This window comes from Streptomyces sp. NPDC102451 (assembly GCF_044765485.1).
Classification (GTDB): Bacteria; Actinomycetota; Actinomycetes; order Streptomycetales; family Streptomycetaceae; genus Streptomyces.
In genome coordinates this window covers 39,513-62,383 of record NZ_JBIWKD010000007.1, presented here as the reverse complement: position 1 = coordinate 62,383, position 22,871 = coordinate 39,513, and the positions used below count along the sequence as shown (strand labels likewise).

Genomic DNA, 22,871 nt, shown 5'->3' with positions numbered 1-22,871 from the left:
CACCGGACGCCACCGATCCGGGGCCCTGCCGATGCCGTGCGCGAGCCCCGCCATCTCTGCACCCCTGTGCCCCGAGACGAAGGAGTCACCCATGCTCTCCCACCGAGAACAGCTCACTCCCCAGATGCTCCAGTACGCCGAGAAGTTCGACGACCGCGGCGAGATCCGCTGGCTGCCGTACCTGATGTACTTCCACGCCGCCGGCCATGTCTCGGACACGGTCAGCACCGACCACCTGGGCTTCAGATACGCCGAAGGCCCGGACGGGCAGCGTGCCTCGGCAGGGGACCTGCCCGCCGACGGACCGGTCAGGCTGATCGCCGGGAGCTCCACCGTCTTCGGCATCGGCGCCTCCGCCGACGCCCACACCCTCGCCTCCCGTCTCTGGAGCAAGCACGCCCCGGCCACCCCGTGGCTCAATTTCGGCGGCCGCAGCTTCAATTCGACACAGGAACTCCTGCTCTTCACCCTCTACCGCCACCTCCTGCCCCAGGTCGACGAGATCGTCCTGCTCAGCGGCTTCAACAACCTCGGTCTGTCCCGGCTGCCACGCTGGATGCAGGGCGACAACGGTGCCTTCTTCAACGAGCACGACTACTACGAGCAGGTCGACGCGGCGCGGGAGCGGCAGCGGAGGGCCGGAGCGGGGCGCCGGCTGCTCTCCCGCCGCGCCCCGGCGCCTTCCCCCGAACTCCGGGACGGAACCGTTCCCGGACTCGACGAACAACTCGCCCACGCCGTCGACCTGACCGTCCGCCACCTCGACAACTGGCGCCTCCTGGCCGGCGGGAACGGCGTGAAACTCACCTATGTGCTCCAGCCGCTCGCCCCCTGGGTGCGGGAGCGCCCCGCACCGCAGGAGCAGCTGCTCTTCGACGAACTCGACACGCTCGCCAACTTCAGCCAGGCGTACGGGGACATCTGCACCATCGAGGCCGGACGCCGCTACGCGGCGATGCTCCGTGAGGGCTGCGCCCGCATCGGTGTGGACTTCCTCGACCTCAATCCACTGCTCGACGAGGCGCTCGCCGCCGACGAGTGGGCCTTCGTCGACCGGATCCACTTCACCGACTCAGGACACGACACCGTCGCCGGCCTGCTGGCCGGTGCGCTGGATCTGCACTGAACCGCCCGCCACCCACGAATCGTCACCCGAAGGGGACACACATGCGCATCATCCGGAAGATCCTCGAAGCACTGCGGCTCAGGCGGAAGAAGCCGGACAACAGTGCCTCCATCTACCCCATGTTCTGATGGGCGACACGCCACCCATGAGAGAGAACACCTCACACGCACAGGCGAATCCGCCGCCCGGGCACAGCGCCCGCGAGCTCTACCCGCTGGCGTGCGACCCCGAGTGCTCCGTGGCCGACACCGTGCCGGTCACAGATCTCCGCGCGGGAACCACAGGCCTTCCGGGGACGGAGACGGGTCCGGATTCCCTGGAGTCGCTGCGCGCGCAGGTACGCGCCTGGGCGGACGCCGAACGCGACCGCTTCACGGAGCTGGCCGGCGGAGCCCCCGACCCCGGCACCCTGCGGCGCCTCACCGACCGGACGCTGCTGCAGTGCGCGCCGCTCGCCCTGATGTCCGGGGCATGGCTCGCGGGTGCCACCAGCATGGCCACGGCGGACGAGCCGGCCGCGCTCGCCGCGCTCTCCCTGTACGCCTCGGACGTCGGCGTGGGCCGCCCGCACCGCTCGCGGGGCGACGCCTTCGCCGCGCTGCTCCGGGCCCAGGACGCCGCCGAGTACGCCCAGCCGCCGGCCAGGACCGCGCTGGACCGGCGGATCGGGGACTCCGCCTTCGCGCTGCCCTCGGTGCTGCTGCTGATGGGGCGGCTGCCGGAGGACTTCCGCGCGGAGACGCTCGGTGCGGACCTGTGCCTGCGCGAGGCGGGGCTGCTGCCACCGCTCGCACTGGTGCGGGCCGTGGCCGGGGAACAGGCCGCCGACTGGGCGGCGTTGGACCCCGGGGCGGAGCGTGCACTGGATCCGGCAGGCGGACTGTCCGGCGCGGAGTCGGCCGTGGCGGCGCTCGCCGGGGCCGGCGCGGGCGCAGAGGCGACCGCCGGACGGGTACGGGCGGGCTTCCGCTGGGCGTACGCCCGGCTGCGTGCCTGGTCCGAGGAGGTCCGGCAGACCGCCGGGGCCATGGCCGACCCCGCCTGGCAGGCCGCCGAGGTGATCCGGCTGCGCGCCCGGGAAGGAGCCGTGTACCACCAGTCCTTCCAGCTGGCCGGGCGCTCACTGGCCGACTGGCTGGAGGACGCCCGTACGGACCCGATGCCGTTGCTCGGTGCGCTGGCGGCGAGCCGTCTCGTGCGCCCGGGGCGGCCGGACCGGAGTCCTCTGGTCACCGGCCTGGTCGGCGAACGCGGGGCGATGTTCCGGGTGTTCGCCGAGCACGACCTGGCGGTGCTGCGCCAGTGGATCGCCGGACTGCCGGAGCGTGCGGCGGACACGGCGGAGGCGCCGGAAGGACCCGGCTCCGCCCCGGCCCCCACCCGTACGGCCACCGACACCCCCGGCCGTCCGGAGACCGGCCGTCCGGAGACCGGCGGCCTCGGGTTCCCGGTGCCGGGGAAGGGGGCGGTGGGCCCGGCGGGGGACCGCCCGCCCGCCGACCTGCGTGAGGCGTACGTCCTGCTGCAGCGGCGAGCGCAGACCCCCGCCGTGCGGGAGTGGGCGCTGGCCTACGTCCACGGCTGGCTCGGGCGGGCCCGGCACCGGATCGACCGGAGCGGGCTGCCGCTCCCGGGGGCGTGGCCGGCCGAAGGGCTGCGTCCCTGGCTGGGCGCTCAGCACGACCGCCACGCGGCGGAGTTCACCCGGAGCCAGGAGTCCGAGGAGCCCGGGCTGCCCACCCGCGAGCAGCTGATCGAGTCCACGGTCCAGCTCGCCCCGCTCACCATGATCGACGGGGGCTGGCTGCAGGGGTTCACCGACTACCGGCTGGCCTCCTCCCAGGTCGGCTTCTCCCTCTTCGAGACGTACTGGGACGAGCTCGGCAACGGACAGACCTCCCTCAACCACCCGCTGATCTACCGGGAGCTGGTGGCCGGCATGGGGGTGGAGCTGCCGCCCACCGGCACGGAGGACTTCGCCCGCTGGTCCGGCTTCGAGGACAGCTCCTTCGAACTGCCCGTGCACTGGCTCTCCATCGGCCGGTTCCCGGTCACCTTCGAACCCGAGATCCTCGGCCTCAACCTGGCCATGGAGCTCTCCGGTGTCGGCGGGACCTACCGCAGGGCCAGGCTGGGCCTGCGCAAGCACGGCTTCAGCACCCGGTTCGTGGACATCCACAACACCATCGACAACGTGGCCACCGGCCACTCGGCCTGGGCGGCCGACGCGATCGACAGCCATCTGTCCGCACTGCCTTCCCACGGCCCGCACCGGGCCGACGCCTGGCGGCGCATCCGCGAGGGGTACCGCTCGCTCAACCCGCCCCGCTCCTTCCCCGCCTGGCTGGCCGACCGCCGCGCCCGCATGACCCACAGGCCACGCTGACCCGCTTCACCGAAGCCCGTATCCGCGCGTACGCAGGACAGCGGCTCCGCTGTTCCGCGGCGCCGCAGGACAGAGAGGAACCGATTTACCATGTCGGACCTGGTGCTGGGCCTCTCGGCCTACTATCACGACAGCTCAGCCGCACTCGTCGCCGACGGGGTCCCCGTCGCCGCGGCGCAGGAGGAACGATTCAGCCGTAAGCGCCACGACCCCGGCTTCCCCTCCCTTTCCGTCCGGTCCTGCCTCGAACAGGCGGGTGTCACCCTGGACGACGTCTCGGCGGTCGCCTATTACGAGGACCCGGCCCTGAAGTTCCGCCGCGTTCTCGCCACCTATCTCGGTGCGGCCCCGCGAGGGCACGCCTCCTTCCGGGAGTCGCTGCCGCAGTGGCTGACCTGGAAGCGGGACGTCACGACGACCCTCCGCCGAGAGCTGGCGGACCTCGGGCTCGGCCGGGTGCCGGAGATCCACCCGCGCCGGCACCACGAGTCACACGCGGCCTCGGCCTTCTTCCCCAGCCCGTACGAGTCCGCGGCGGTGCTCTGCGTCGACGGGGTCGGGGAGTGGGCCACCACCACCCTCTGGCACGGCCGTGGGGACGCCCTGGAACCGCTCCAGGAACTGCGCTTCCCGCACTCGCTCGGCCTGCTCTACTCGGCCTTCACCTATTTCTGCGGCTTCAAGGTCGACTCCGGTGAGTACAAGCTGATGGGCCTCGCCCCGTACGGCACCCCCCGCTACGCCGACCTGATCCGCTCCACCCTGATCGACGTCAAGGACGACGGCTCGTTCCGCCTCGACATGCGGTACTTCGAGTACCTGGCGGGCCAGGTCATGACCGGCCGGGCCTTTGAAAAGCTCTTCGGCGGTCCTCGTCGCACTCCGGAATCCCCGCTCACCGAGCGCGAGTTCGACCTCGCCGCCTCCGTGCAGGCGGTCACCGAAGAGGTGATGCTCCTCCTGGCCCGTACCGCTCGCGAGCGCACCGGCGAGAACAAGCTCTGCCTGGCCGGCGGGGTGGCGCTGAACTGCGTCGCCAACGGGAAGGTCATCGAGGAGGGCATCTTCGACGAGGTGTGGGTGCAGCCCGCGGCCGGCGACGCGGGCGGCGCCCTGGGCAGTGCGATCGCCGTCGCCCTGGAACGCGGCGCGACCCGCACCCACACGGGCACCGGCCGCGACGCCATGTCGGGCTCGCTGCTCGGTCCGTCCTTCACCGATGACGAGATCCGGACGTTCCTCGAAGGCGCGGGCGCCGTCTGGACCGAGGCCGGTTCCGACGAGGAGCTGGCCACCACCGTGGCCGGACGGCTCGCCGAGAGCGCTGTGGTCGGCTGGTTCCAGGGGCGGATGGAGTTCGGGCCCCGTGCGCTGGGGGCCCGTTCCATCCTGGGCGACCCCCGAGACCCCGCGATGCAGTCGGCCATGAACCTCAAGATCAAGTTCCGCGAGTCGTTCCGGCCGTTCGCCCCTTCGGTGCTGCGCGAGGACGCCAAGGACTGGTTCGAGCTCGACCAGGACAGCCCGTACATGCTGATCGTCGCCTCCGTGGCGCAGTCCCGCCGGATCGAGCCCGCCCCGGCCGGCGAGGGCGACGCGGGCGGGCGTCCGCAGGGTCTGGACCTGCTGCAGGTCCAGCGCTCCACCATCCCGGCCGTCACCCACGTGGACCACTCGGCCCGGGTGCAGACCGTCGAGGCCGGCGCCTCACCCGCGTACCACCGGCTGCTCACCGCGTTCAAGGAACGGACCGGCTGCCCGGTCCTGGTCAACACGTCCTTCAACGTACGGGGCGAGCCCATCGTGCACACCCCCGAGGACGCCTGGACCTGCTTCATGCGCACCGGCATCGACGTCCTGGCCCTCGGCCGCTTCGTCCTGGAGAAGAAGGACCAGCCCGCATGGGAGGAGGAGGACGACTGGCGCGAAGCCATCCCCCTGGACTGACCCGGCCCGCCCCGGTGTCACCCTCCCCGGCGGGCGCGACCGTACGTGCCGTGCCCGCCGCTCCCGAAAGGACCGACCGCAGATGCGTCACCCCTTCCTCTCGCTCCTGTTCCTCCTGGTGGTCGTCCCGGCCGGACTGATCGCCCGCCTGGTCAAGGACCCGATGGCCCGGCGCCCCGACCCCCGCGCCGCCAGCTACTGGATCCCCTCCAACAGCCCCGTCACGGGCCGGAAGGACGCCACACGATGACCCTGGCCGAACGTCCCCCGAAGGTGCTCGCGTTCGTCGAGTCCAACATGACCGGCACCGGGGTGCAGGCGCTCCGGCTCGCCCGCGGCCTCGGCCTGAGCCCGCTCTTCCTCGCGAGCGGGTTCGAGCGCTACGAGACCGACCCCGCGACCGCCGCCGCGATACGCGAACTCGCCGACGACATCGTCCTCTGCGACACCCAGGACGCCGACGCGGTGGAGAAGCAGCTGCGTGCCCACCGCCTTCCGGTCTCCGGCGTCATGACCGTCATGGAGTACTTCGTCCCCGTGGCCACCGAGGCCGCACGCAGGCTTGGGCTGCCCGGCCTGGACCCGGCCGCGGCCCGCGACGCCCGCGACAAGCTGCGTACCCGGCAGCGGTGCGCCGAGGCCGGGGTCCCCGCGCCTCGGTTCCACTTCGTGTGCACCGAGTGGGAGGTCGACGCCGCACTCGCCGACACCGGGCTGCCCTGTGTCGTCAAGCCCACGGACGAGTCCGCCAGCATCGGTGTCGTCCTCTGCCTCACACGCCAGGAGGCGCTGGACGCGGTGACCGGGATCGCCTCCCGTGCGGTCAACTCCAAGGGGCAGGCCCGCGTCCCGGGCGCGCTGCTCGAGGAGTGCCTGTTCGGCCCCGAGGTCAGCGTGGAGACCTTCACGTACGACGGGGAGACCCGGGTGCTGGGCGTCACCGACAAGCTCCTCGGCCCCACCCCGCACTTCGTGGAGTTCGGCCACACCTTCCCCTCCCTGCTGGGGAGCCGGGCCGAGGACGCCGCGCGGCTCGCGGTCTCCGCCCTCGCGGCGATCGGCTTCGACTTCGGCCCCGCCCATGTGGAGGCCAAACTGACCGCGCGTGGGCCCGTCCTCATCGAGATCAACGCCCGCACCGGTGGAGACTTCATCCCCGACCTGGTGGAACACGCCCTGGGCATACCGCTCCTGGAGCAGTCCCTCCGTGCGCACAGCGGCGAGCGCCCCGACCTCGAACCCGCGCACCGCAAGGGAGCCGCCATCCGCTTCCTCGCCGGCCGGGACGGCACGGTGCGTGACGTCCCCGACCCCTCGGTCCTGGACCGGTTCCCGACGGTCGTCGCACACCGTCTCAAGGCCGAGCCCGGCCGGACGACCACCTGGCCCACCGACAGCCATCAGCGCCTCGGGCACGTCATGACCTGCGCGGAGACCCCGGCCGAGGCCGCCGCGGACGCCGAGGCCGCACTCGGGCACCTCGCACCGCGCTACTGAGCGCCCGGTACTGACGACGGCGGGGGTACGGAGCGCCGGTGCCCGGCGGCACGGTCTACGCCGGCACCGGCCACTCGCCGACCCACACACGGGTGATGGCGCTGACGTAGCGCGCACCGCACCGGTCCAGGGGGACCACCAGCTGACTTCCGGCCGTGTCCAGGTCCCGGCCGTCCAGCCGGGTGGCCAGCAGGACGGGGGCGTCGCCGAAGTCGGCGTCGATCTCCGCCCAGGCCAGCACGGTGCGGTGCCCGTCCCCACCGGACACCGCGAGTACGAAGCGGGAGCGGTCCTTGCGCCGCCGGGCGTCGAACAGCGGCTGCGCGTCGAGGATCACCTCGCGCAACAGCGGCCCCTCGAAACGATGTTGCTGCGGACCGCTCGTGGCGCAGTCGAAGACCACCTCGGCCTGGTGCTGCTCCCATCCGTTCCGCAGATCGCCCACGGTCAGCGTGGCCGGCCGCTCCACGTTTCCGAGGACGGCCAGCGCGACGGGAGCGGAACGGGGGTGTGCGCTCGGTCGGTTCACGGGATTCCCCCAGTCGGACGGCCCCCGCGGGGCGGCTGTCAGAGGGTATGCCCAGCCGCCCCCAGGAGGAATCGTGACTGCGAGGCGATATCCCGCCTTTACCTTGCGTCTGTTGCCCAGAATCCGGTCTTCTGCCGGTTTCTGCGGCTCACCCGCCTTCGGCCGGGGTGGTCACCAGGTGACGGGCAGGGCGTGCAGACCGTAGATGACGGCGTCGTACTTGAAGGGAATGGAGTCGAGGTCGTCGACGGTGCGGAGGGTGGGGATGCGGCGGAAGAGGGCGGGATAGATGACCTGGAGCTCCATGCGGGCCAGGGGCTGGCCGACGCAGTGATGGCTGCCGGCCCCGAAGGCCTGGTGGTGACGGGCGTTGCGGGTGAGGTCGAGGCGGTCGGGGTCGGGGAAGACCTCGGGGTCGCGGTTGGCGAGTTCGCCGAGGAGGATGACGCCTTCGCCGGCGCGGATGGTACGACCGGCGATCTCGATGTCCTCCAGGGCGGTGCGGCGACGGCCGAGGTGGACGATGGAGAGGTAGCGCAGGAGTTCCTCGACGGCGGTACGGACGACGGCGGGGTCCTCCGTGTCGCGGATCAGGGCGAGTTGCTCCGGGTGCTGCAGGAGCAGCAGCGTGCCCAGGCTGATCATGTTCGCGGTGGTCTCGTGCCCGCCGAGGAGGAGGAGCACGCCCATCGTCGCGGCCTCACGGCGCGTGAGTTCGCCGCTCCGGATCTGTGCGCAGAGGCTGGAGAGCAGATCGTCGCCGGGCTCGGTGAGCTTGCGGCCGACGAGCTCGTCGAGGTAACCGGCCAGGTTCCCGTGGGCCGTCCCACGTTCCTGCGGGGAGGCCACGGCGGACACGATGATCTTGCTGTTGCTCTGGAAGAACCCGTGGTCCTCGTAGGGGACGCCGAGCATCTCGGAGATGACCAGGGAGGGGATGGGCAGGGCGAGATCCTGGACGAGGTCGGCCCGGCCGGGGCCCCGGAGCATGGCGTCGATGAAGTCGTCGGCCATCTCCTGGACGCGGGGGCGCATCGCCTCGACCCGCTTGATGGTGAAGGCACCGCTGACCATGCGGCGCAGCCTGGCGTGCTCAGGGTCGTCCATGCCGACGAAGCTCAGGTCGGTGCTGCCGGCATGGGCGTGCGAAGGGTCCACGGGGCTGGGGAAGCCCGGCCGCGTGAATTCCACGCTCAGGCGCGGGTCGGAAAGCAGCGCCTTCTGTTCGGCGTGCCCGGTGACGGCCCAGGGGGTGCTGTCGCCCCAGGAGCGGACCCGGGTGAGCGGCCCGTACCCGGACAGCGCCCGCATCCCGGGGGAGGGCGCGAAGGGGCATTCCGCGGAGCGCGGCGGAGGGAAGTCGGGGATGCCGAGGGTGTCGGCTCGGTGGGTGGCGGGCGTGCTGGTCATGGGCTTCTCCGGTGGTGGGGGGCTTCCGGTCACCGCGGGGCGGCAGCGGATTCGGGCCGGGGCGCGGGGGCGTACCGGTCGAGGAGGTGCTGTCGGTGCAGGCGGGCCTGCTTGGGCATGTTCCAGCCGAGTACGGCGACGGGGCGGCCCTCGTCGTCGTACCGGGCGACGAACCGGCCCCGTGCCGGGTCGCCCTCGACGACGTGCATCGTGGCGGTGGCCGTGGGCAGCCCGTACACCTGGATCTTCACGCCGAGCTGGTCGGTCCAGAAGTAGGGGACCGGGAGGTAGGGGCGGTCCTCGCCCAGGATGTTCGCCGCGACCAGCGTCGCCTGCTCGGTGGCGCTCGTGCGGTTCTCCAGCCGCAGGGACCGGCCGAGCGCCTCGTGGTGGAAGCGGGCCACGTCCCCGGCGGCATGGACACCGTCGGCGGCGCGGCACCGGGAGTCGCAGACCACGCCGTCCTCCAGGTCCAGCCCGCTGCCGGCCAGCCAGTCCGTGGCGGGAGTGCTGCCGACCGCGGAGACGACGAGGTCGGCGGGGACGGTCTCCCCGCCGGCCAGGCGGACACCGGTGACACGTCCGTCGGCCGTCTCCAGTCCGTCCACCAGCGTGCCCGGGCGCAGGCGCACCCCGTGCCCGGTGTGCAGCGCGGCGAGCAGTCCGGCGGCCTCATGGCCCAACTGCGCCCGCATCGGCGCGGCTTGCGGACCGGTGAGCGTCACCTCGGGGCCCATGAGCCGGGCCGTGGCGGCGATCTCCGCGCCGAGTACCCCGTCCCCGACGACCACGACCCTCCTGGCCTCCAGCAGTTCCCCGCGCAGCCGCGTGGCGTCGTCGAGGGTCCGCAGCACGTGCACACCAGCCGGCCCGGACAGTCCCGGCAGCCGGCGAGCGCGCAGTCCGGTGGCCACCACGACGGCATCCGCATTCAGCTCCGCCCCACCCGCCGTACGCACGGTACGGGTGGCGGCGTCGAGGGCCGACGCACGCTCGCCGAGGAGGAACTCGGCGTCCAGGGCGTCGAGTACGTCACGCCTACGGAGGTGTGTGCGCTCGGCCTCCCACGTCCCGGCGAGCACCTGCTTGGACAGGGGCGGCCGGTCGTACGGTACGCCGGCCTCCTCGCCGAGCAGCGTGATCCGCCCGCGGTAGCCCTTGCGGCGCAGGCCCTCCACGACGGCCAGGCCCGCGGCGCCCGCCCCGACGACGAGCACCCCCGACGGCGTGCTCACACGTCCTCGTGGAGGTGGATGGCGGCGGCGGGGCAGAGGTCGGCGGACTCACGGACCCCCTCGTGCCGGTCCGCCGGGGGCGCGGCGTCGAGAAGGACGACGATGCCGTCCTCGTCACGCTGGTCGAACACCTCCGGCGCGATCAGTACGCACTGGCCGGCACCGCAGCACTTCTCCTCGTCCACAGTGATCTTCATGGTGTCCCCTTCCGGGATGGGTCGGTTCCGGGCGGTCTTTCAGCGGCGGGTGGTGGGCGCGGCGAGCAGTCCCACCAGCGCGTCCTCCAGCGCGTCGGCGGTGCGCTCCCAGGACGGGCCGGCCCCGGCCGGGTCCTCGGCCAGGGCGTACTCGCGCTCCGCGCAGGTGTGGACGATCAAGTGACGGGCCATGTCGGCACGCGCCTTGCGGGCCTCGGGGGGAACGATGCCGTGCAGGCAACGGCCCAGACCCTGGAGCGTGCGGCGCAGGCTGTCGCGGGTGAGGGACTCGTCCGCCACCAGCACCCGCATGAGGGGATCGGTCATGACCTGCACGGCGAAACGGGCGTGCCAGGACGGGACGCCGAGCGCGGCGTTGTGTTCGGTCACCGGGCGCATGAAGCAGCGCACCCAGTCCCGCAGGTCGGTGCTGTCGCCCGCGGCCTCCACGTACCGCGTGCGGATCACGTCGACCTCGGCGCCGTGCCTGCTCATGATGGCCCGTACGAGCGTCGCCCTGCTGCCGAAGTGGTAGCTGACGGCGGTGTTGTTGCCCTGGCCCGCCGCTTCGCCGATCTGCCGGTTGGAGACGTTCGACAGGCCGTGCTCGGCGTAGAGGCGCTCGGCCGCCGCCATGATGGCCTCGCGTGTGCCGGCCCCGCGGCCGGTGCGAGGCTCGGTTCTGTTCGCCATGTCCTCAACTGCCTTCCTGGGTACGCCTTCCCGGGCAACTAGACATCGCTCCCTCCGTTTAAGTCAATCGACTGACTTAATCGAGTGCCATGGGCGGCCCGTGGTGGCCGGAAACATGCGCTGCGCCTGTCGGAGCTTCCCCCTGACGGGGAGCCCCGGAGCACGCGCTAGGCTGCAGACGCCTCGTGGGGGAAGTCCGGTCGAAATCCGGCGCTGACCCGCAACGGTAGGCGGAACCCGGCACACGGTTCCGTAAGCCCGATCACCCGCGGTGGCGAAGCTCCTGTTGATCGCCGTGGACTGCGAGAGGCGCTGCGAACGGCGCCTGGCGTCCCGAGCCGCTCCTTGGATGACGTAGGCACGGCCCGAGGCGAAAGTTGTCCGCCTGTGGCCACGCCCCCCGACCGAATACCGCCCAAGCGCGTCCCTCTGCCCCTCCTCGTGACCGGCCTGTGCGTCGCGCTCCCGGTGTCCCTCGCCTGCGGGGCGGGGATCGGGGCGTCCGGGCTCACATGGGGTGAGGCGCTGCACCACCTGTGGGCGGGGCTGACCGGTGGGACCATCGCCCCGGACGAGGTCTCCTCGTACACCATCGTCTGGGAGCTCCGCTTCCCGCGCTCCGTGCTCGCCGCGGTCGTCGGGGCCGGCCTGTCGGCCGTCGGTGTCGCCGTGCAGGCCATGGTGCGCAACGCGCTCGCCGACCCGTTCGTCCTCGGCATCTCCTCGGGTGCGGCCGTCGGCGCCAACGCCGTGCTCATCTTCGGGGCCTTCGGGGCGCTCGGCGTCTGGGCGCTGTCCACGGCGGCCTTCCTCTCCGCGCTCCTCGCCATGGTGCTGGTGTACACGATCGCCCGGACCGCCCGGGGCCTGACACCGCTCCGGCTCGTGCTGACCGGCACCGCGATGTACTACGGCTTCTCGGCCGTGACCACCTTCATGGTGTTCGCAGCCGAGCGGGGCGAGGCGGCACGGTCCGCGATGATGTGGCTGCTCGGCAGCCTGGGCGGCGCCAACTGGTCATCCGTGCCGATCGCCGCCGGTGCCGTGCTCGGCGGCCTCGCCCACCTCGGCTGGTCGGCACGGCGCCTGAACACCCTTGCCATGGGCGACGAGACCGCCGCCGCGCTGGGGGTGGACGCCGGACGCCTGCGCAAGGAGCTCTTCCTCGTCTCCGCCGCCGTCACCGGGGCGGTCGTCGCGGTCAGCGGGGCGATCGGCTTCGTGGGCCTGATGGTCCCGCACGCCGCACGGATGCTGGTCGGCGCGGACCACCGCCGCCTGCTGGCCGTCGCGCCCCTCGCCGGTGCCGTCCTGCTGATCTGGGTGGACATCCTGTCGCGGGTGGTGCTCGCGCCCGCCGAACTCCCGGTGGGCGTGCTGACCGCCGCCATCGGTGTGCCGTGCTTCGTCCTGCTCATGCGCCGCCGCACCTACACCTTCGGAGGCGTCTGATGCAGGTCGAAATCGACCAACTCACCGTCGAGACCGCCGGTGCGCGCCTGGTCGAGGACGTCACGCTGCGAGCGGGCAGCGGGCAGCTCGTCGGCCTCGTCGGGCCCAACGGCAGTGGAAAGTCGACCCTGTTGCGGTGCGTCTACCGCGCGCTTCGTCCCTCGGCCGGCTCGGTCCGGATCGACGGCGACGACCTGCGGACCATGACGGCCCGTGAGAGCGCGCGCAGGCTGGCGGCCCTTCCCCAGGAGGTGGTCGCGGAGTTCGACTTCACCGTCGCCGAGATCGTGGCCATGGGCCGCCAGCCGCACCAGGGCGCGGTGGCCCGTGCCACCGACGAGGACCGCCGGATCTGCGAGGCCGCGCTGGAGGACGTCGGCGCGGGCCATCTGGCCGACCGCGGCTTCCTCACCCTCTCCGGCGGGGAGAAGCAGCGGGTCCTCATCGCCCGCGCGTTCGCCCAGCAGCCGCAGGTCCTGGTGCTGGACGAACCCACCAACCACCTTGACATCGCCCAGCAGTTGGAGGTCCTCGCGCTGGTGCGCGGCAGTGGGCTGACCGTGCTCACCGCCCTGCACGACCTCAACCTCGCCGCACTCCACTGCGACCTCCTCCATGTCATCGACGGCGGGCGGATCGTCGCCTCCGGCGCGCCCCACGACGTCCTCACGCCCGATCTGCTGGCCGAGGTCTTCGGTGTACGCGCGCACCGCGTGCCGCACCCCGAGTCCGGCGCGGTCCAGCTGCTCTTCGACCGCCTCCCCGCCGCGTGACTCCCCGTCCCCTTCCCTCTCCGTTCTCGTCCTCGTCCCAAGGAGTTCCCACCGCCATGCGTGACCTCGTACGCCCTGCCGCGCTCGTCCTCGCCGCCTCCCTCGCCCTCGCCGGCTGCGGGGCGGACGTCACCTCGGGGGGAGGCGAGGAGGCCGGCGCCCGGGCGGCCGACGGCCACTACCCGGTGACCGTCGAGAACTGCGGCGAGAAGAAGACGTACGACAAGGCGCCGCAGCGCGTGGTCACCAACGATGTCGGCATCACCGAGATCATGTTCTCGCTCGGGCTCGAGGACCACATGGCCGGATACGTGATGCCCGACGACAAGGGGGACCTGACCTCCGTCCCCTGGAAGGACGGTTACCGGAAGGCGAAGTGGCTGTCGAAGGAGCAGATCAACAAGGAGCTCGTCCTGGACGCCGGCGCCGATCTCGTCTTCGCGGGCTGGAACTACGGCTTCAGCGAGGGCGAGGACTTCACCCCTGCCGCGCTGGACCGGGTGGGCGTCGACTCGTATCTGCTCAGCGAGTCGTGCCGCAACGGACAGGGCAAGGCCCGCGGGGTGATGGCACCGCTCGACGCGCTCTACACGGACCTGCGGAATCTCGGCCGGATCTTCGACGTCGAGGACCGGGCCGACACGCTCATCGCCTCGTTCCGGAAGCAGGTGGCGGAGGCGCAGGCCAAGGCCCCGGAGGGCGCCGACCGGCCGCGGGTCTTCCTCTACGACGACGGCCAGGACAAGCCCCTGACCTCCGGTGCCTTCGCCGGTCCCCACGACATCATCACCAAGGCCGGCGGCGACCACATCATGAAGGACCTGGAGGACAGCTGGACCACGGTGGGCTGGGAGACCGTCATCGCCCGCGACCCCGAGGTCATCGTGATCAACAACTACGGGGACACCACCGCTGAGCGGAAGCGGGCGTTCCTGAAGTCCTACAAGCCGCTCGCGAACGTCTCCGCCGTAAAGAACGACCGGATCGTCGTCCTCGACTACGTGGACCTCGTCGAGAGCCCGCGCAACCCGGCGGCCATCAGCTCACTCGCCGCGGAGCTGAGGAAGCTCCGCTCCTGACCGGAGCGGGGCCGGGGCGGGGCCGGGCTGTGGCATGTGGTGTCCCCCACACTCCGGACCGCCGCGGTCCGGCTGCTCCCGTGCGGCAGCGGGGGAGGGGCGGGCTGTCCGGCTCCCGGCAGCCCGTCCGCTGTGACCCGGGTCTCTACCGCCCCGCCCGCCTCCGCTGGCACTGTGGTCGGGTCACGGGGGACGACCACTGCCGACCGACCGAGCGAGATGCCATGACCGCGACCACAGCCGAGAACCGCCGCGCCCGCGCCCGCACCGGAGGGCCCAAGGACGGGCCGAAGGTCCTGGAGCACGTCCTGGGGTGGACGCTCGTCGTCGTCCTCGCCATGTTCGTCACCCAGGCCGGACTGATGTGACCCACGGACGACGGGTGGGGTGGGGCGCCCGCCCGGCACCCCACCCCTGACCCGCCCTGCGGGTCGTGTACCCCGTCGGGGCTAGTTGATGGCCCGGATCAGCTCACCGTCCGACGTGTCGCCGCTGAGCTCCCAGAAGAAGGTGCCTCCCAGGCCCTGCTCGTTCTTGTAGTCCATCTTCGTGGCGATGGTGGCCGGGGTGTCGTAGCTCCACCAGTTGCTGCCGCAGAGGGCGTACGCCGTGCCCGCGACCGTCTTCGTCGCCGGGCAGCTGTTCTTCAGGACCTTGTAGTCCTCGATGCCCGCCTCGTACGTCCCCGGGGCCGCCCCGGTCGCCGTACCGCCCGGCTCCTCCTGGGTGACACCGGTCCAGCCGCGGCCGTAGAAGCCGATGCCCAGCAGGAGCTTCTCCGCTGGGATGCCCAGGCCCTTGAGCTTGGAGATCGCCGCGTCGCTGTTGAAGCCCTCCGTCGGGATGCCCGGGTAGGAGGTCAGCGGTGAGTGCGGAGCCGTCGGCCCCTGCGCCGCGAACGCGCCGAAGAAGTCGTACGTCATCGGGTTGTACCAGTCCAGGTACTTCGCCGCACCCGCGTAGTCCACCGCGTCGATCTTGCCGCCGTCGGACCCGTCCGCGGTGATCGCCGAGGTGATCAGGTTGTCGCCGCCGAACTTCGACCGCAGCGCCGACAGGAGCTCGCCGTACGCGTCACGGCCACTGGTGTCGCAGGTCAGCCCGCAGGCGTTCGGGTACTCCCAGTCGATGTCGATGCCGTCGAAGACATCGGCCCAACGCGGATCCTCGACCAGGTCGTAGCAGGAATCGGCGAAGGCGGCCGGGTTCTTCGCGGCCTCACCGAAGCCGCCGGACCAGCTCCAGCCGCCGAAGGACCAGATGACCTTCAGGTCGGGGTGGAGCTTCTTCAGCTTGCGCAACTGGTTGAAGTTGCCGCGCAGTTCCTGGTCCCAGGTGTCCGCGACGCCGTCGACCGACTGGTCGGCGGTGTAGGCCTTCTCGTAGTCGGCGTAGCTGTCGCCGATGGTGCACTTGCCGCCCTGGACGTTGCCGAAGGCGTAGTTGATGTGCGTGAGCTTGTCGGCCGAGCCCGACGTCTCGATGTTCTTGACGTGGTAATTGCGGTCGTAGACACCCCAGTTGGTGAAGTATCCGACCACCTTGCCGCCGGCCGCGGTGGGTGCGGCATGGGCGGCTGCCGGTGCGGAGGCGTCGGAGGCGGCCGGGGCGGCACCCGCGGACGACGTACCGGCGACGCCGAGCAGAGCGGCGCCGAGCGCGGCGGTACAGATGGTGGCGGCGAGCGCCCGGAGACGGGCGCGGGGACGGTGAAGTCCGGTCATTGTGGCTCCTCGTGGGGGAGGGCTTGGGAGTGTGGGGGGTGCCTGCCCCGTCCACCCGGAATTGGCATGGACGCGATAAGGCATTGGGGGAGACCGTAGAAGGACTAGACCAGTTGGGTCAATGGTTCGGACCAATTTCCCTGATCGCGGCTCCCGCTACCCGGTGACGCGTGCGCTCCGATCGGGCATACTCGACGCGCCACAGCCGCTGGCCAGCACCTCCCGTGATCCGGGAAGGCAGGATCGGCTGGGGAGCCGTAGATTTCCGGGCATCGCCCGGGACCACCCGACGGTGCAGCGCACACCCCGCGCGCGACCGTCGTCACGCCCGACAGGGAGGAGAGCGCCGTCATGTCCGACCGTGCCCAGCAGCCGGTGGAACGCCGTCTGCCCACCGAGGAGTCCCGGCAGCTCGTCGAGCTCGTACGCGACATCGTGTCGAAGGAGATCGCTCCCCGGGCGGCCGAGGAGGAGGAAGCGGGCTACTTCCCGCGCCCGGTCTTCACGCTGCTCTCCGAAGCCGGCCTGCTCGGCCTTCCGTACGACTCCGCGCACGGCGGTGGGGACCAGCCGTACGAGGTCTATCTCCAGGTCCTCGAAGAGCTGGCGGCCGCCCGGCTCACCGTCGGCCTCGGCGTCAGCGTCCACTCGCTGGCCTGCCACGCGCTCGCCGGGTACGGCACCGAGGCGCAACAGGCCGCCCACCTCCCCGACATGCTCGCGGGCGGCCTGCTCGGCGCCTACTGCCTCTCCGAGCCGGCCTCGGGCTCCGACGCGGCCTCGCTCCGCACCAAGGCCGTGCGGGACGGTGAGGACTGGGTGATCACGGGCACCAAGGCCTGGATCACGCACGGTGGCATCGCCGACTTCTACACCGTGCTGGCCCGCACCGGGGAGGACGGCCCCCGCGGGATCACCGCCTTCCTCGTGCCCGGCGACGCCGAGGGCCTCGACGCCGCCCTGCCCGAGAAGAAGATGGGCATGAAGGGCTCGCCCACCGCCCAGCTGTACTTCGACGGCGTACGGATCTCCGGCGACCGCCGCATCGGCGACGAGGGGCAGGGCTTCGCCATCGCCCTGTCCGCGCTCGACTCGGGGCGGCTGGGAATCGCCGCCTGCGCCGTCGGTGTCGCCCAGGCGGCCCTGGACGAGGCGGTCCGGTACGCCACCGACCGGCGCCAGTTCGGCCGGCCCGTCGCGGACTTCCAGGGGCTGCGCTTCATGCTCGCCGACATGGCCACCCGGATCGAGGCCGGCCGGGCGCTCTACCTGGAGGCGGCACGGCTCCGCGACGCGGGCCTGCCGTTCTCGCGGCAGGCGGCGATGGCGAAGCTGTTCTGCACCGACGCGGCCATGCGGGTGACCACTGACGCGGTCCAGGTCCTCGGGGGCTACGGCTACACCCTCGACTTCCCGGTCGAGCGGCTGATGCGCGAGGCCAAGGTGCTCCAGATCGTCGAGGGCACCAATCAGATCCAGCGCATGGTCATCGCCCGTCATCTCGCGGGTCCCGAGACGCGCTGACCCGGACGGGCCGGTCCGACCACACGGGTGTCGTCATGATCCGGTTCCACTCCTGGTCATGACGGCCCGGCAGGGTCCGGCCCGTGCCCTCCCAATGACGCAGCATGGCCCGGTAGATGGGCGGGTCGGTGGTGTGCGGCGCGGACTGGGCCGACGGCTCCCTGGACGGCGGCCCGGGCTGCGGAACCGATTCTCCGGACGTCGGTGCGGCGAGACGGCGGCGGACGGGGCCGGCCGTTGGATGCAGCGTGGTCATACAGAGCCAACGCCGCTACGGGGTCACGGGTCACTGCCCGGCCGATTCGCGCGCCCGTTCCTCGGGTGTCGCGGCCACCGGCCGGCCGGTGGACCGATCGCACCACGCCGGCCCGGCCGTCGTGGTGCGCGCGGAGGTGCGGAGCCGTCAGGCGGCGTGACGCCGCGTCTGCGGCACGTACCGCAGGGGGCGCGAGCCCGGGCCGCCGGCGTGCGAGAACGGCTGCATCCGCCAGTCGAGCCCCTGAGGGAGCGTCAACAGCAGCGCGGTCTCCTGCTCCTGGGCCTCGAGCGACTCGTCGGCCGGACGCGCCCGGGAGGCGTCACGGTTCGTACCGGGGCAGACGGTGAGGACGAACGGGTTCCACGGCGTGGGGCACAGCGCGTGCTCGGGAAGTACGTCCTCGTCCGCCAGCAGGGCGATCGGCTGGGCGCAGTCCGGGCAGATCACCCGGTACATCTCGAAGGTGTCGTACGCGTCGGGAACGGCGTCCTCGTCCGGAGCGGCGTACGAGGCGTCCTCATCGGGATCCGGTTCGGTACGTCCGGTGAGCTTCAGGCTCTGCATGGGTCTTTCCCCCCTCGGGTGGGCCGGCCAGGCGCCACGGCCTCGGCCACAGCAAGCACTTCCCGTGGGAAGTCGGCCGTAACCGCGAGGTCGTCGGCTACCGATGCGTAAACCTGTGGCATTCATCACATGCCCCTCGAACATGCCCTTCCAGGGCTCCCACGACTGTGCCTGGAGGGACCCGGGGCCATAGGTTGATCCGCATGGAGGAGCTGGACCGTCAGATTGTGGAGTTGCTCGTCAAGGACGGGCGGATGAGCTACACCGACCTGGGCAAGGCCACCGGCCTGTCCACCTCGGCCGTTCATCAGCGTGTCCGCCGGCTGGAGCAGCGGGGGGTGATCCGGGGCTACGCCGCGGTCGTCGACCCCGAGGCCGTCGGCCTGCCCCTCACCGCGTTCATCTCGGTGAAACCCTTCGATCCGAGCGCGCCCGACGACATCGCCGAGCGGCTCGCCGGAGTGCCGGAACTGGAGGCGTGCCACAGCGTCGCGGGCGACGAGAACTACATCCTCAAGGTGCGGGTCTCCAGCCCCCTGGAGCTGGAGCACCTGCTCACCCGCATCCGTACGCTGGCCGGAGTCTCCACCCGTACGACCGTCGTCCTCTCCACGCCCTACGAGGCGCGTCCGCCGCGCGTCTGAGGGGCGCCCCCGGCGTTGTGGAGGGGGCGGGGGAGGAACCGGTTCCGGCAGGCGCGAGACTGGTCCCATGACCGAGAGCGCCGCCCCCCAGAGCGAACACCGCACCGTGCTGCTGCGCGGTGGAGACGTCCACAGCCCCGCCGACCCGTTCGCCACCGCGATGGTCGTCGAACGCGGGCATGTCGCCTGGGTGGGCTCCGAAGGGGCTGCCGACGCCTTCGCGAGCGGCGTCGACGAGGTGGTCGACCTGGAAGGGGCCCTGGTCACCCCGGCCTTCACCGACTCCCACGTCCACACCACATCGACCGGGCTCGCCCTCACGGGGCTGGACCTCTCCGGCGCGCGCACGCTCGCCGAAGCCCTCGGGCTCGTGCGTGCGTTCGCGAACAGCGACGCGGGAGCCGGGGTGATCCTCGGCCATGGATGGGATGCCGCCCGCTGGCCCGAGCAGCGGCCCCCGTCGCGCGGTGAACTCGACGAGGCGGCCGGGGGCCGGGCCCTCTATCTGCCCCGAGTGGACGTCCACTCCGCCGTCGTGACCACGGCGCTCCTCGACCTGGTCCCCGGCGTCACCGGGCTGGCCGGCTACCACCCCGACGCCCCCCTGACCGGCGACGCCCACCACGCGGTGCGGGCGGCCGCCCACGGCGCCGTCACCCCGGCGCAGCGGGCGCGGGCCCAGCGCGCCGCCCTGGAGCACGCCGCCTCGCTCGGGATCGGGACCGTACACGAGTGCGCGGGCCCCGAGATCTCCGACGAGGAGGACTTCACCGGGCTGCTGAAGCTCGCCTCCGAGCGGCCGGGGCCCCGGGTCTTCGGATACTGGGCCGAGCCCGTCGAGGACGAGAAGGGCGCCCGCCGGATCCGTGAACTCGGTGCCGTCGGCGCGGCCGGTGACCTCTTCGTCGACGGCTCCCTGGGATCGCACACCACCCTCCTGCACGAGCCGTACGCCGACGCCCCGCACACCGGCACGGCCCGGCTCGACGCCGCGCAGATCGCCGCACATGTCACGGCGTGCACCGAGGCGGGGCTCCAGGCCGGCTTCCACGCCATCGGCGACGCGGCGGTCTCCGCCGTGGTCGCCGGCGTCAGGGCCGCTGCCGAGACCCTCGGGCTCGCCCGGATCCGGGCCGCCAGGCACCGGGTGGAACACGCCGAGATGCTCACCCCCGAGACCGTCGCCGCCTTCGCGGAGCTCGGCCTGACCGCCTCCGTCCAGCCCGCCTTCGACGCGGCCTGGGGCGGCCCGGACGGCATGTACGCCCGGCGCCTGGGCCCGGAGCGCGCCGCGACCCTCAACCCGTACGCGGCCCTGCTGCGCGCGGGCGTGCCCCTCGCCTTCGGCTCGGACAGCCCGGTCACGCCCCTGGACCCCTGGGGAACCGTGCGGGCCGCCGCCCATCACCGCACACCGGATCACCGGGTCTCCGTACGGGCCGGTTTCACCGCCCACACCCGGGGCGGCTGGCGTGCCGTGGGACGGGACGACGGCGGTGTGCTCGTCCCGGGCGCCCCGGCCGACTACGCCGTCTGGCGCACCGGAGACCTGCTGGTCCAGGCCCCGGACGACCGGGTGGCGCGCTGGTCCACCGACCCCCGCTCCGGCACCCCTGGCCTGCCCGATCTCACTCCGGGCGCGGAGCTTCCCGTCTGCCTGCGGACGGTGGTCTTCGGACAAACTGTCTACGTGCGGCCGAACGAGTGACGTCAGGACATTCCGTACCGCCGATCGATGGCGCGGAGACTCTGCCACGACCTGCGAGTCCTCGGCGCTGACCTGGCATTTTGGGGAGAAACAGCAGGTCGAACGACTGTTGACAGGGAGCGCCCACGGGCCGGTAGGTTCGGCCGGGTCCACCACTGGACGTCCGACCGGTCAAACCTCCACGCAGTCGTCGAACGCCGCTGGGTCATGGGGCGGTGTGCCGCACCGGCGCACCACCACTGACAGCCAGGTTCAGCGCCCGCGCCTCGGGGGCGAGGGAAGGTTTCGTCCGGACGGCAGGTGTGACCCGGGTGGGGCCCGGAGGTTCAGTAGACAACGGCTCTCGGTCGACCCGCAGCCAGCGGGTCCCAGGTCGGCCCGAAGGACACCGGGCCCCGATCCGCAGTGGTGCCCTTCTGCCCGGAGTTCCACGCTTCTGTCCGTGCGTCACACGCCGCCCCGTGACCGCGTCGGAGTCCGGCCGCGTCGTGCTGGATATGGTGTGCACCTGCGTACGGACTTTAAGGGGCAGTAGTGAACGACGGCGGTCAGAGGCAGTTCGGCCCGCTCGGCAGAGTCTTGGTGATCATTCCGACCTACAACGAGGCCGAGAACATCAAGCTGATCGTCGCCCGGGTGCGCGCCGCCGTCCCGGAAGCGGACGTCCTCGTCGCCGACGACAACAGCCCCGACGGCACCGGCAAGGTCGCCGACGAGCTCGCGGCCGCGGACAGTCAGTTGCACGTCCTGCACCGCAAGGGCAAGGAGGGGCTCGGCGCCGCCTATCTGGCCGGCTTCCGCTGGGGCTCCGAGCACGGCTACGGCGTCCTGGTCGAGATGGACGCGGACGGCTCGCACCAGCCCGAGGAACTGCCCCGGCTCCTCACCGCGCTGAAGGGCGCCGACCTGGTCCTCGGCTCGCGCTGGGTCCCGGGCGGCCGGGTGGTCAACTGGCCCAGGCACCGCGAGATGATCTCGCGCGGCGGCAGCCTCTACTCCCGGATGCTGCTGGGCCTCTCGGTGCGGGACGTCACCGGCGGTTACCGCGCCTTCCGCACCGAGACCCTGGACGGCCTCGGCCTCGACCAGGTCGCCTCGCAGGGCTACTGCTTCCAGGTCGACCTCGCCCGGCGGGCCGTCGAGGCCGGCTATCACGTCGTCGAGGTGCCGATCACCTTCATGGAGCGGGAGATCGGCGACTCCAAGATGAGCCGCGACATCCTCGTCGAGGCCCTGTGGCGGGTCACCGGCTGGGGCATCACCGGCCGGGCCAACAAGGTGCTGGGCCGCAAGGCCCCCTGACCGCCCCCGCGGCGGCCCCATGATCACCCCCTTACGCCGCTCGCACTCCGGTACAGGCACACTGGGAGCATGACGACCGGCACCCCGCCTCCGAACCGTCCACGGCGCTCACGCGCCCGTACCCTTCTGCCGCTGGGCGTCGCCGCCTGGCTGGTGCTGGAGATCTGGCTGCTGACCGTGGTGGCCGACGCGGCGAACGGCTTCACCGTGCTGCTGATCCTGGTCGCCGGCGCCGTGCTCGGTGGAGCGGTGATCAAGCGGGCGGGCCGGCGGGCCTTCCGCAACCTCACCGAGACCCTCCAGCAGATGCCGGGGCAGCCCGGCGCGTCCGCCGCGCCTGCCGCGGCGCCTTCCGGCAGCAAGGGCAACGGCTTCCTGATGCTGGGCGGTCTGCTCCTGATGATCCCCGGAGTGATCTCCGACGCCGCGGGGCTCCTGCTCCTGCTGCCCCCGGTCCGCTCCGTGCTCGGAGGCTACGCGGAACGCTCCCTGGAGCGCCGGATGAGGGCGGCGACCCCGGGAGGCCTCTCCGACGCCTTCCAGCAGGCCCGTATCCACCGGCCGGACGGCAGGGTGGTGCAGGGCGAGGTCATCCGCGAGGACGGCACGACCGCACGGCCCCGCCCCGACGACGGCCAGGACCGCCCGCCCTTGACCCCCTGAACGCGAGCACGGGCGAAGAGCCGCGGGCTGAACGGACGCGAGCACGGACGAAAAGACGAAGAGCCGCGGGGGGGGGGGCCGGGGGGGGGGGGGGGGGCCGCGGGCGGGGGGGGGGGGGGGGGGCGCGGGCGCGGGAGCCGCCCCCCGCGCGGGCCCGCG

The 22,871-nt window shown here is 72.2% G+C and carries 21 protein-coding genes and 1 riboswitch; of the genes, 14 read left to right on the top strand and 7 right to left on the bottom strand.

Annotation, left to right across the window (positions count from 1 at the left end; translation table 11 throughout):
• Window positions 1–91 precede the first annotated feature (91 nt).
• The 5 genes from ACIRD8_RS17970 (at window position 92) to ACIRD8_RS17950 (ending at window position 6,956) form a co-directional block, all read left to right on the top strand.
• Complete coding sequence (locus ACIRD8_RS17970; protein ID WP_403991999.1) at window positions 92–1,126, top strand: SGNH/GDSL hydrolase family protein; 1,035 nt, start codon at window positions 92–94, stop codon at window positions 1,124–1,126.
• A 145-nt stretch (window positions 1,127–1,271) separates the two neighbouring features.
• The gene (locus tag ACIRD8_RS17965) at window positions 1,272–3,512 is read left to right on the top strand and encodes an iron-containing redox enzyme family protein (protein WP_403991996.1); all 2,241 of its coding nucleotides are present in this window, start codon (window positions 1,272–1,274) and stop codon (window positions 3,510–3,512) included.
• Between the two features lie 90 nt (window positions 3,513–3,602).
• Window positions 3,603–5,459 (top strand): carbamoyltransferase, encoded by a 1,857-nt coding sequence (locus ACIRD8_RS17960; RefSeq protein WP_403991993.1) that lies wholly within the window; start codon window positions 3,603–3,605, stop codon window positions 5,457–5,459.
• A gap of 82 nt (window positions 5,460–5,541) precedes the next feature.
• Complete coding sequence (locus tag ACIRD8_RS17955) at window positions 5,542–5,709, top strand: hypothetical protein (RefSeq protein WP_403991990.1); 168 nt, start codon at window positions 5,542–5,544, stop codon at window positions 5,707–5,709.
• Window positions 5,706–6,956 (top strand): ATP-grasp domain-containing protein, encoded by a 1,251-nt coding sequence (locus ACIRD8_RS17950; RefSeq protein WP_403991987.1) that lies wholly within the window; start codon window positions 5,706–5,708, stop codon window positions 6,954–6,956. The genes ACIRD8_RS17955 and ACIRD8_RS17950 overlap by 4 nt, the downstream gene beginning before the upstream one ends.
• Window positions 6,957–7,011: 55 nt before the next feature.
• Here the strand turns inward: ACIRD8_RS17950 and ACIRD8_RS17945 are convergent, their stop codons facing one another.
• The 5 genes from ACIRD8_RS17945 to ACIRD8_RS17925 form a co-directional block, all read right to left on the bottom strand.
• Window positions 7,012–7,485 (bottom strand): molybdopterin-dependent oxidoreductase, encoded by a 474-nt coding sequence (locus ACIRD8_RS17945; RefSeq protein WP_403991984.1) that lies wholly within the window; start codon window positions 7,483–7,485, stop codon window positions 7,012–7,014.
• 171 nt (window positions 7,486–7,656) lie between these two features.
• The gene (locus ACIRD8_RS17940) at window positions 7,657–8,895 is read right to left on the bottom strand and encodes a cytochrome P450 (RefSeq protein WP_403991981.1); all 1,239 of its coding nucleotides are present in this window, start codon (window positions 8,893–8,895) and stop codon (window positions 7,657–7,659) included.
• Window positions 8,896–8,924: 29 nt separating this feature from the next.
• Window positions 8,925–10,130 carry an NAD(P)/FAD-dependent oxidoreductase gene (locus tag ACIRD8_RS17935; RefSeq protein ID WP_403991978.1) on the bottom strand — a complete coding sequence of 402 codons (1,206 nt, stop codon included), beginning with the start codon at window positions 10,128–10,130 and terminating at the stop codon, window positions 8,925–8,927.
• Window positions 10,127–10,327 (bottom strand): ferredoxin, encoded by a 201-nt coding sequence (locus tag ACIRD8_RS17930; RefSeq protein ID WP_403991976.1) that lies wholly within the window; start codon window positions 10,325–10,327, stop codon window positions 10,127–10,129. Before ACIRD8_RS17930 ends, ACIRD8_RS17935 begins: the two co-directional genes overlap by 4 nt.
• A 39-nt stretch (window positions 10,328–10,366) precedes the next feature.
• Window positions 10,367–11,020 (bottom strand): TetR/AcrR family transcriptional regulator, encoded by a 654-nt coding sequence (locus ACIRD8_RS17925; protein WP_403991973.1) that lies wholly within the window; start codon window positions 11,018–11,020, stop codon window positions 10,367–10,369.
• Between the two features lie 188 nt (window positions 11,021–11,208).
• Window positions 11,209–11,288, top strand: a riboswitch (cobalamin riboswitch).
• A gap of 119 nt (window positions 11,289–11,407) precedes the next feature.
• Here ACIRD8_RS17925 and ACIRD8_RS17920 point away from each other — a divergent pair.
• From ACIRD8_RS17920 to ACIRD8_RS17905, 4 genes are all read left to right on the top strand, one after another.
• Window positions 11,408–12,472: a FecCD family ABC transporter permease gene (locus ACIRD8_RS17920; RefSeq protein WP_403991970.1), complete on the top strand. Its 1,065-nt coding sequence runs from the start codon at window positions 11,408–11,410 to the stop codon at window positions 12,470–12,472.
• Window positions 12,472–13,245 (top strand): ABC transporter ATP-binding protein, encoded by a 774-nt coding sequence (locus ACIRD8_RS17915; protein ID WP_403991967.1) that lies wholly within the window; start codon window positions 12,472–12,474, stop codon window positions 13,243–13,245. The genes ACIRD8_RS17920 and ACIRD8_RS17915 overlap by 1 nt, the downstream gene beginning before the upstream one ends.
• A 56-nt stretch (window positions 13,246–13,301) precedes the next feature.
• The gene (locus ACIRD8_RS17910) at window positions 13,302–14,324 is read left to right on the top strand and encodes an ABC transporter substrate-binding protein (RefSeq protein WP_403991964.1); all 1,023 of its coding nucleotides are present in this window, start codon (window positions 13,302–13,304) and stop codon (window positions 14,322–14,324) included.
• A 224-nt stretch (window positions 14,325–14,548) separates the two neighbouring features.
• Window positions 14,549–14,692, top strand: a complete 144-nt coding sequence (locus ACIRD8_RS17905) for an SCO1431 family membrane protein (protein ID WP_403991961.1) — start codon at window positions 14,549–14,551, stop codon at window positions 14,690–14,692.
• 81 nt (window positions 14,693–14,773) lie between these two features.
• Here ACIRD8_RS17905 and ACIRD8_RS17900 read toward each other — a convergent pair whose 3' ends face one another.
• Window positions 14,774–16,048 carry a glycoside hydrolase family 18 protein gene (locus ACIRD8_RS17900; RefSeq protein ID WP_403991958.1) on the bottom strand — a complete coding sequence of 425 codons (1,275 nt, stop codon included), beginning with the start codon at window positions 16,046–16,048 and terminating at the stop codon, window positions 14,774–14,776.
• Between the two features lie 351 nt (window positions 16,049–16,399).
• On the opposite strand from ACIRD8_RS17900, the gene ACIRD8_RS17895 reads away from it, so the two are divergent.
• On the top strand, window positions 16,400–17,572 hold the full coding sequence (locus ACIRD8_RS17895) for an acyl-CoA dehydrogenase family protein (protein WP_403991955.1): 1,173 nt from the start codon (window positions 16,400–16,402) through the stop codon (window positions 17,570–17,572).
• Between the two features lie 403 nt (window positions 17,573–17,975).
• Here ACIRD8_RS17895 and ACIRD8_RS17890 read toward each other — a convergent pair whose 3' ends face one another.
• Entirely contained in the window at window positions 17,976–18,395 is a 420-nt protein-coding gene (locus ACIRD8_RS17890; protein WP_403991952.1) for a hypothetical protein, read from the bottom strand.
• Between the two features lie 203 nt (window positions 18,396–18,598).
• On the opposite strand from ACIRD8_RS17890, the gene ACIRD8_RS17885 reads away from it, so the two are divergent.
• The 4 genes from ACIRD8_RS17885 to fxsA all read left to right on the top strand — a co-directional run bounded on the left by ACIRD8_RS17885 (window position 18,599) and on the right by fxsA (window position 22,712).
• Window positions 18,599–19,039 carry an Lrp/AsnC family transcriptional regulator gene (locus ACIRD8_RS17885; protein ID WP_014157449.1) on the top strand — a complete coding sequence of 147 codons (441 nt, stop codon included), beginning with the start codon at window positions 18,599–18,601 and terminating at the stop codon, window positions 19,037–19,039.
• A 67-nt stretch (window positions 19,040–19,106) separates the two neighbouring features.
• Window positions 19,107–20,747: an amidohydrolase gene (locus ACIRD8_RS17880; RefSeq protein ID WP_403991949.1), complete on the top strand. Its 1,641-nt coding sequence runs from the start codon at window positions 19,107–19,109 to the stop codon at window positions 20,745–20,747.
• A 534-nt stretch (window positions 20,748–21,281) separates the two neighbouring features.
• Complete coding sequence (locus ACIRD8_RS17875) at window positions 21,282–22,049, top strand: polyprenol monophosphomannose synthase (RefSeq protein ID WP_403991946.1); 768 nt, start codon at window positions 21,282–21,284, stop codon at window positions 22,047–22,049.
• A 69-nt stretch (window positions 22,050–22,118) separates the two neighbouring features.
• Window positions 22,119–22,712: an FxsA family membrane protein gene (fxsA, locus tag ACIRD8_RS17870; RefSeq protein ID WP_403991943.1), complete on the top strand. Its 594-nt coding sequence runs from the start codon at window positions 22,119–22,121 to the stop codon at window positions 22,710–22,712.
• Window positions 22,713–22,871: the final 159 nt, after the last annotated feature.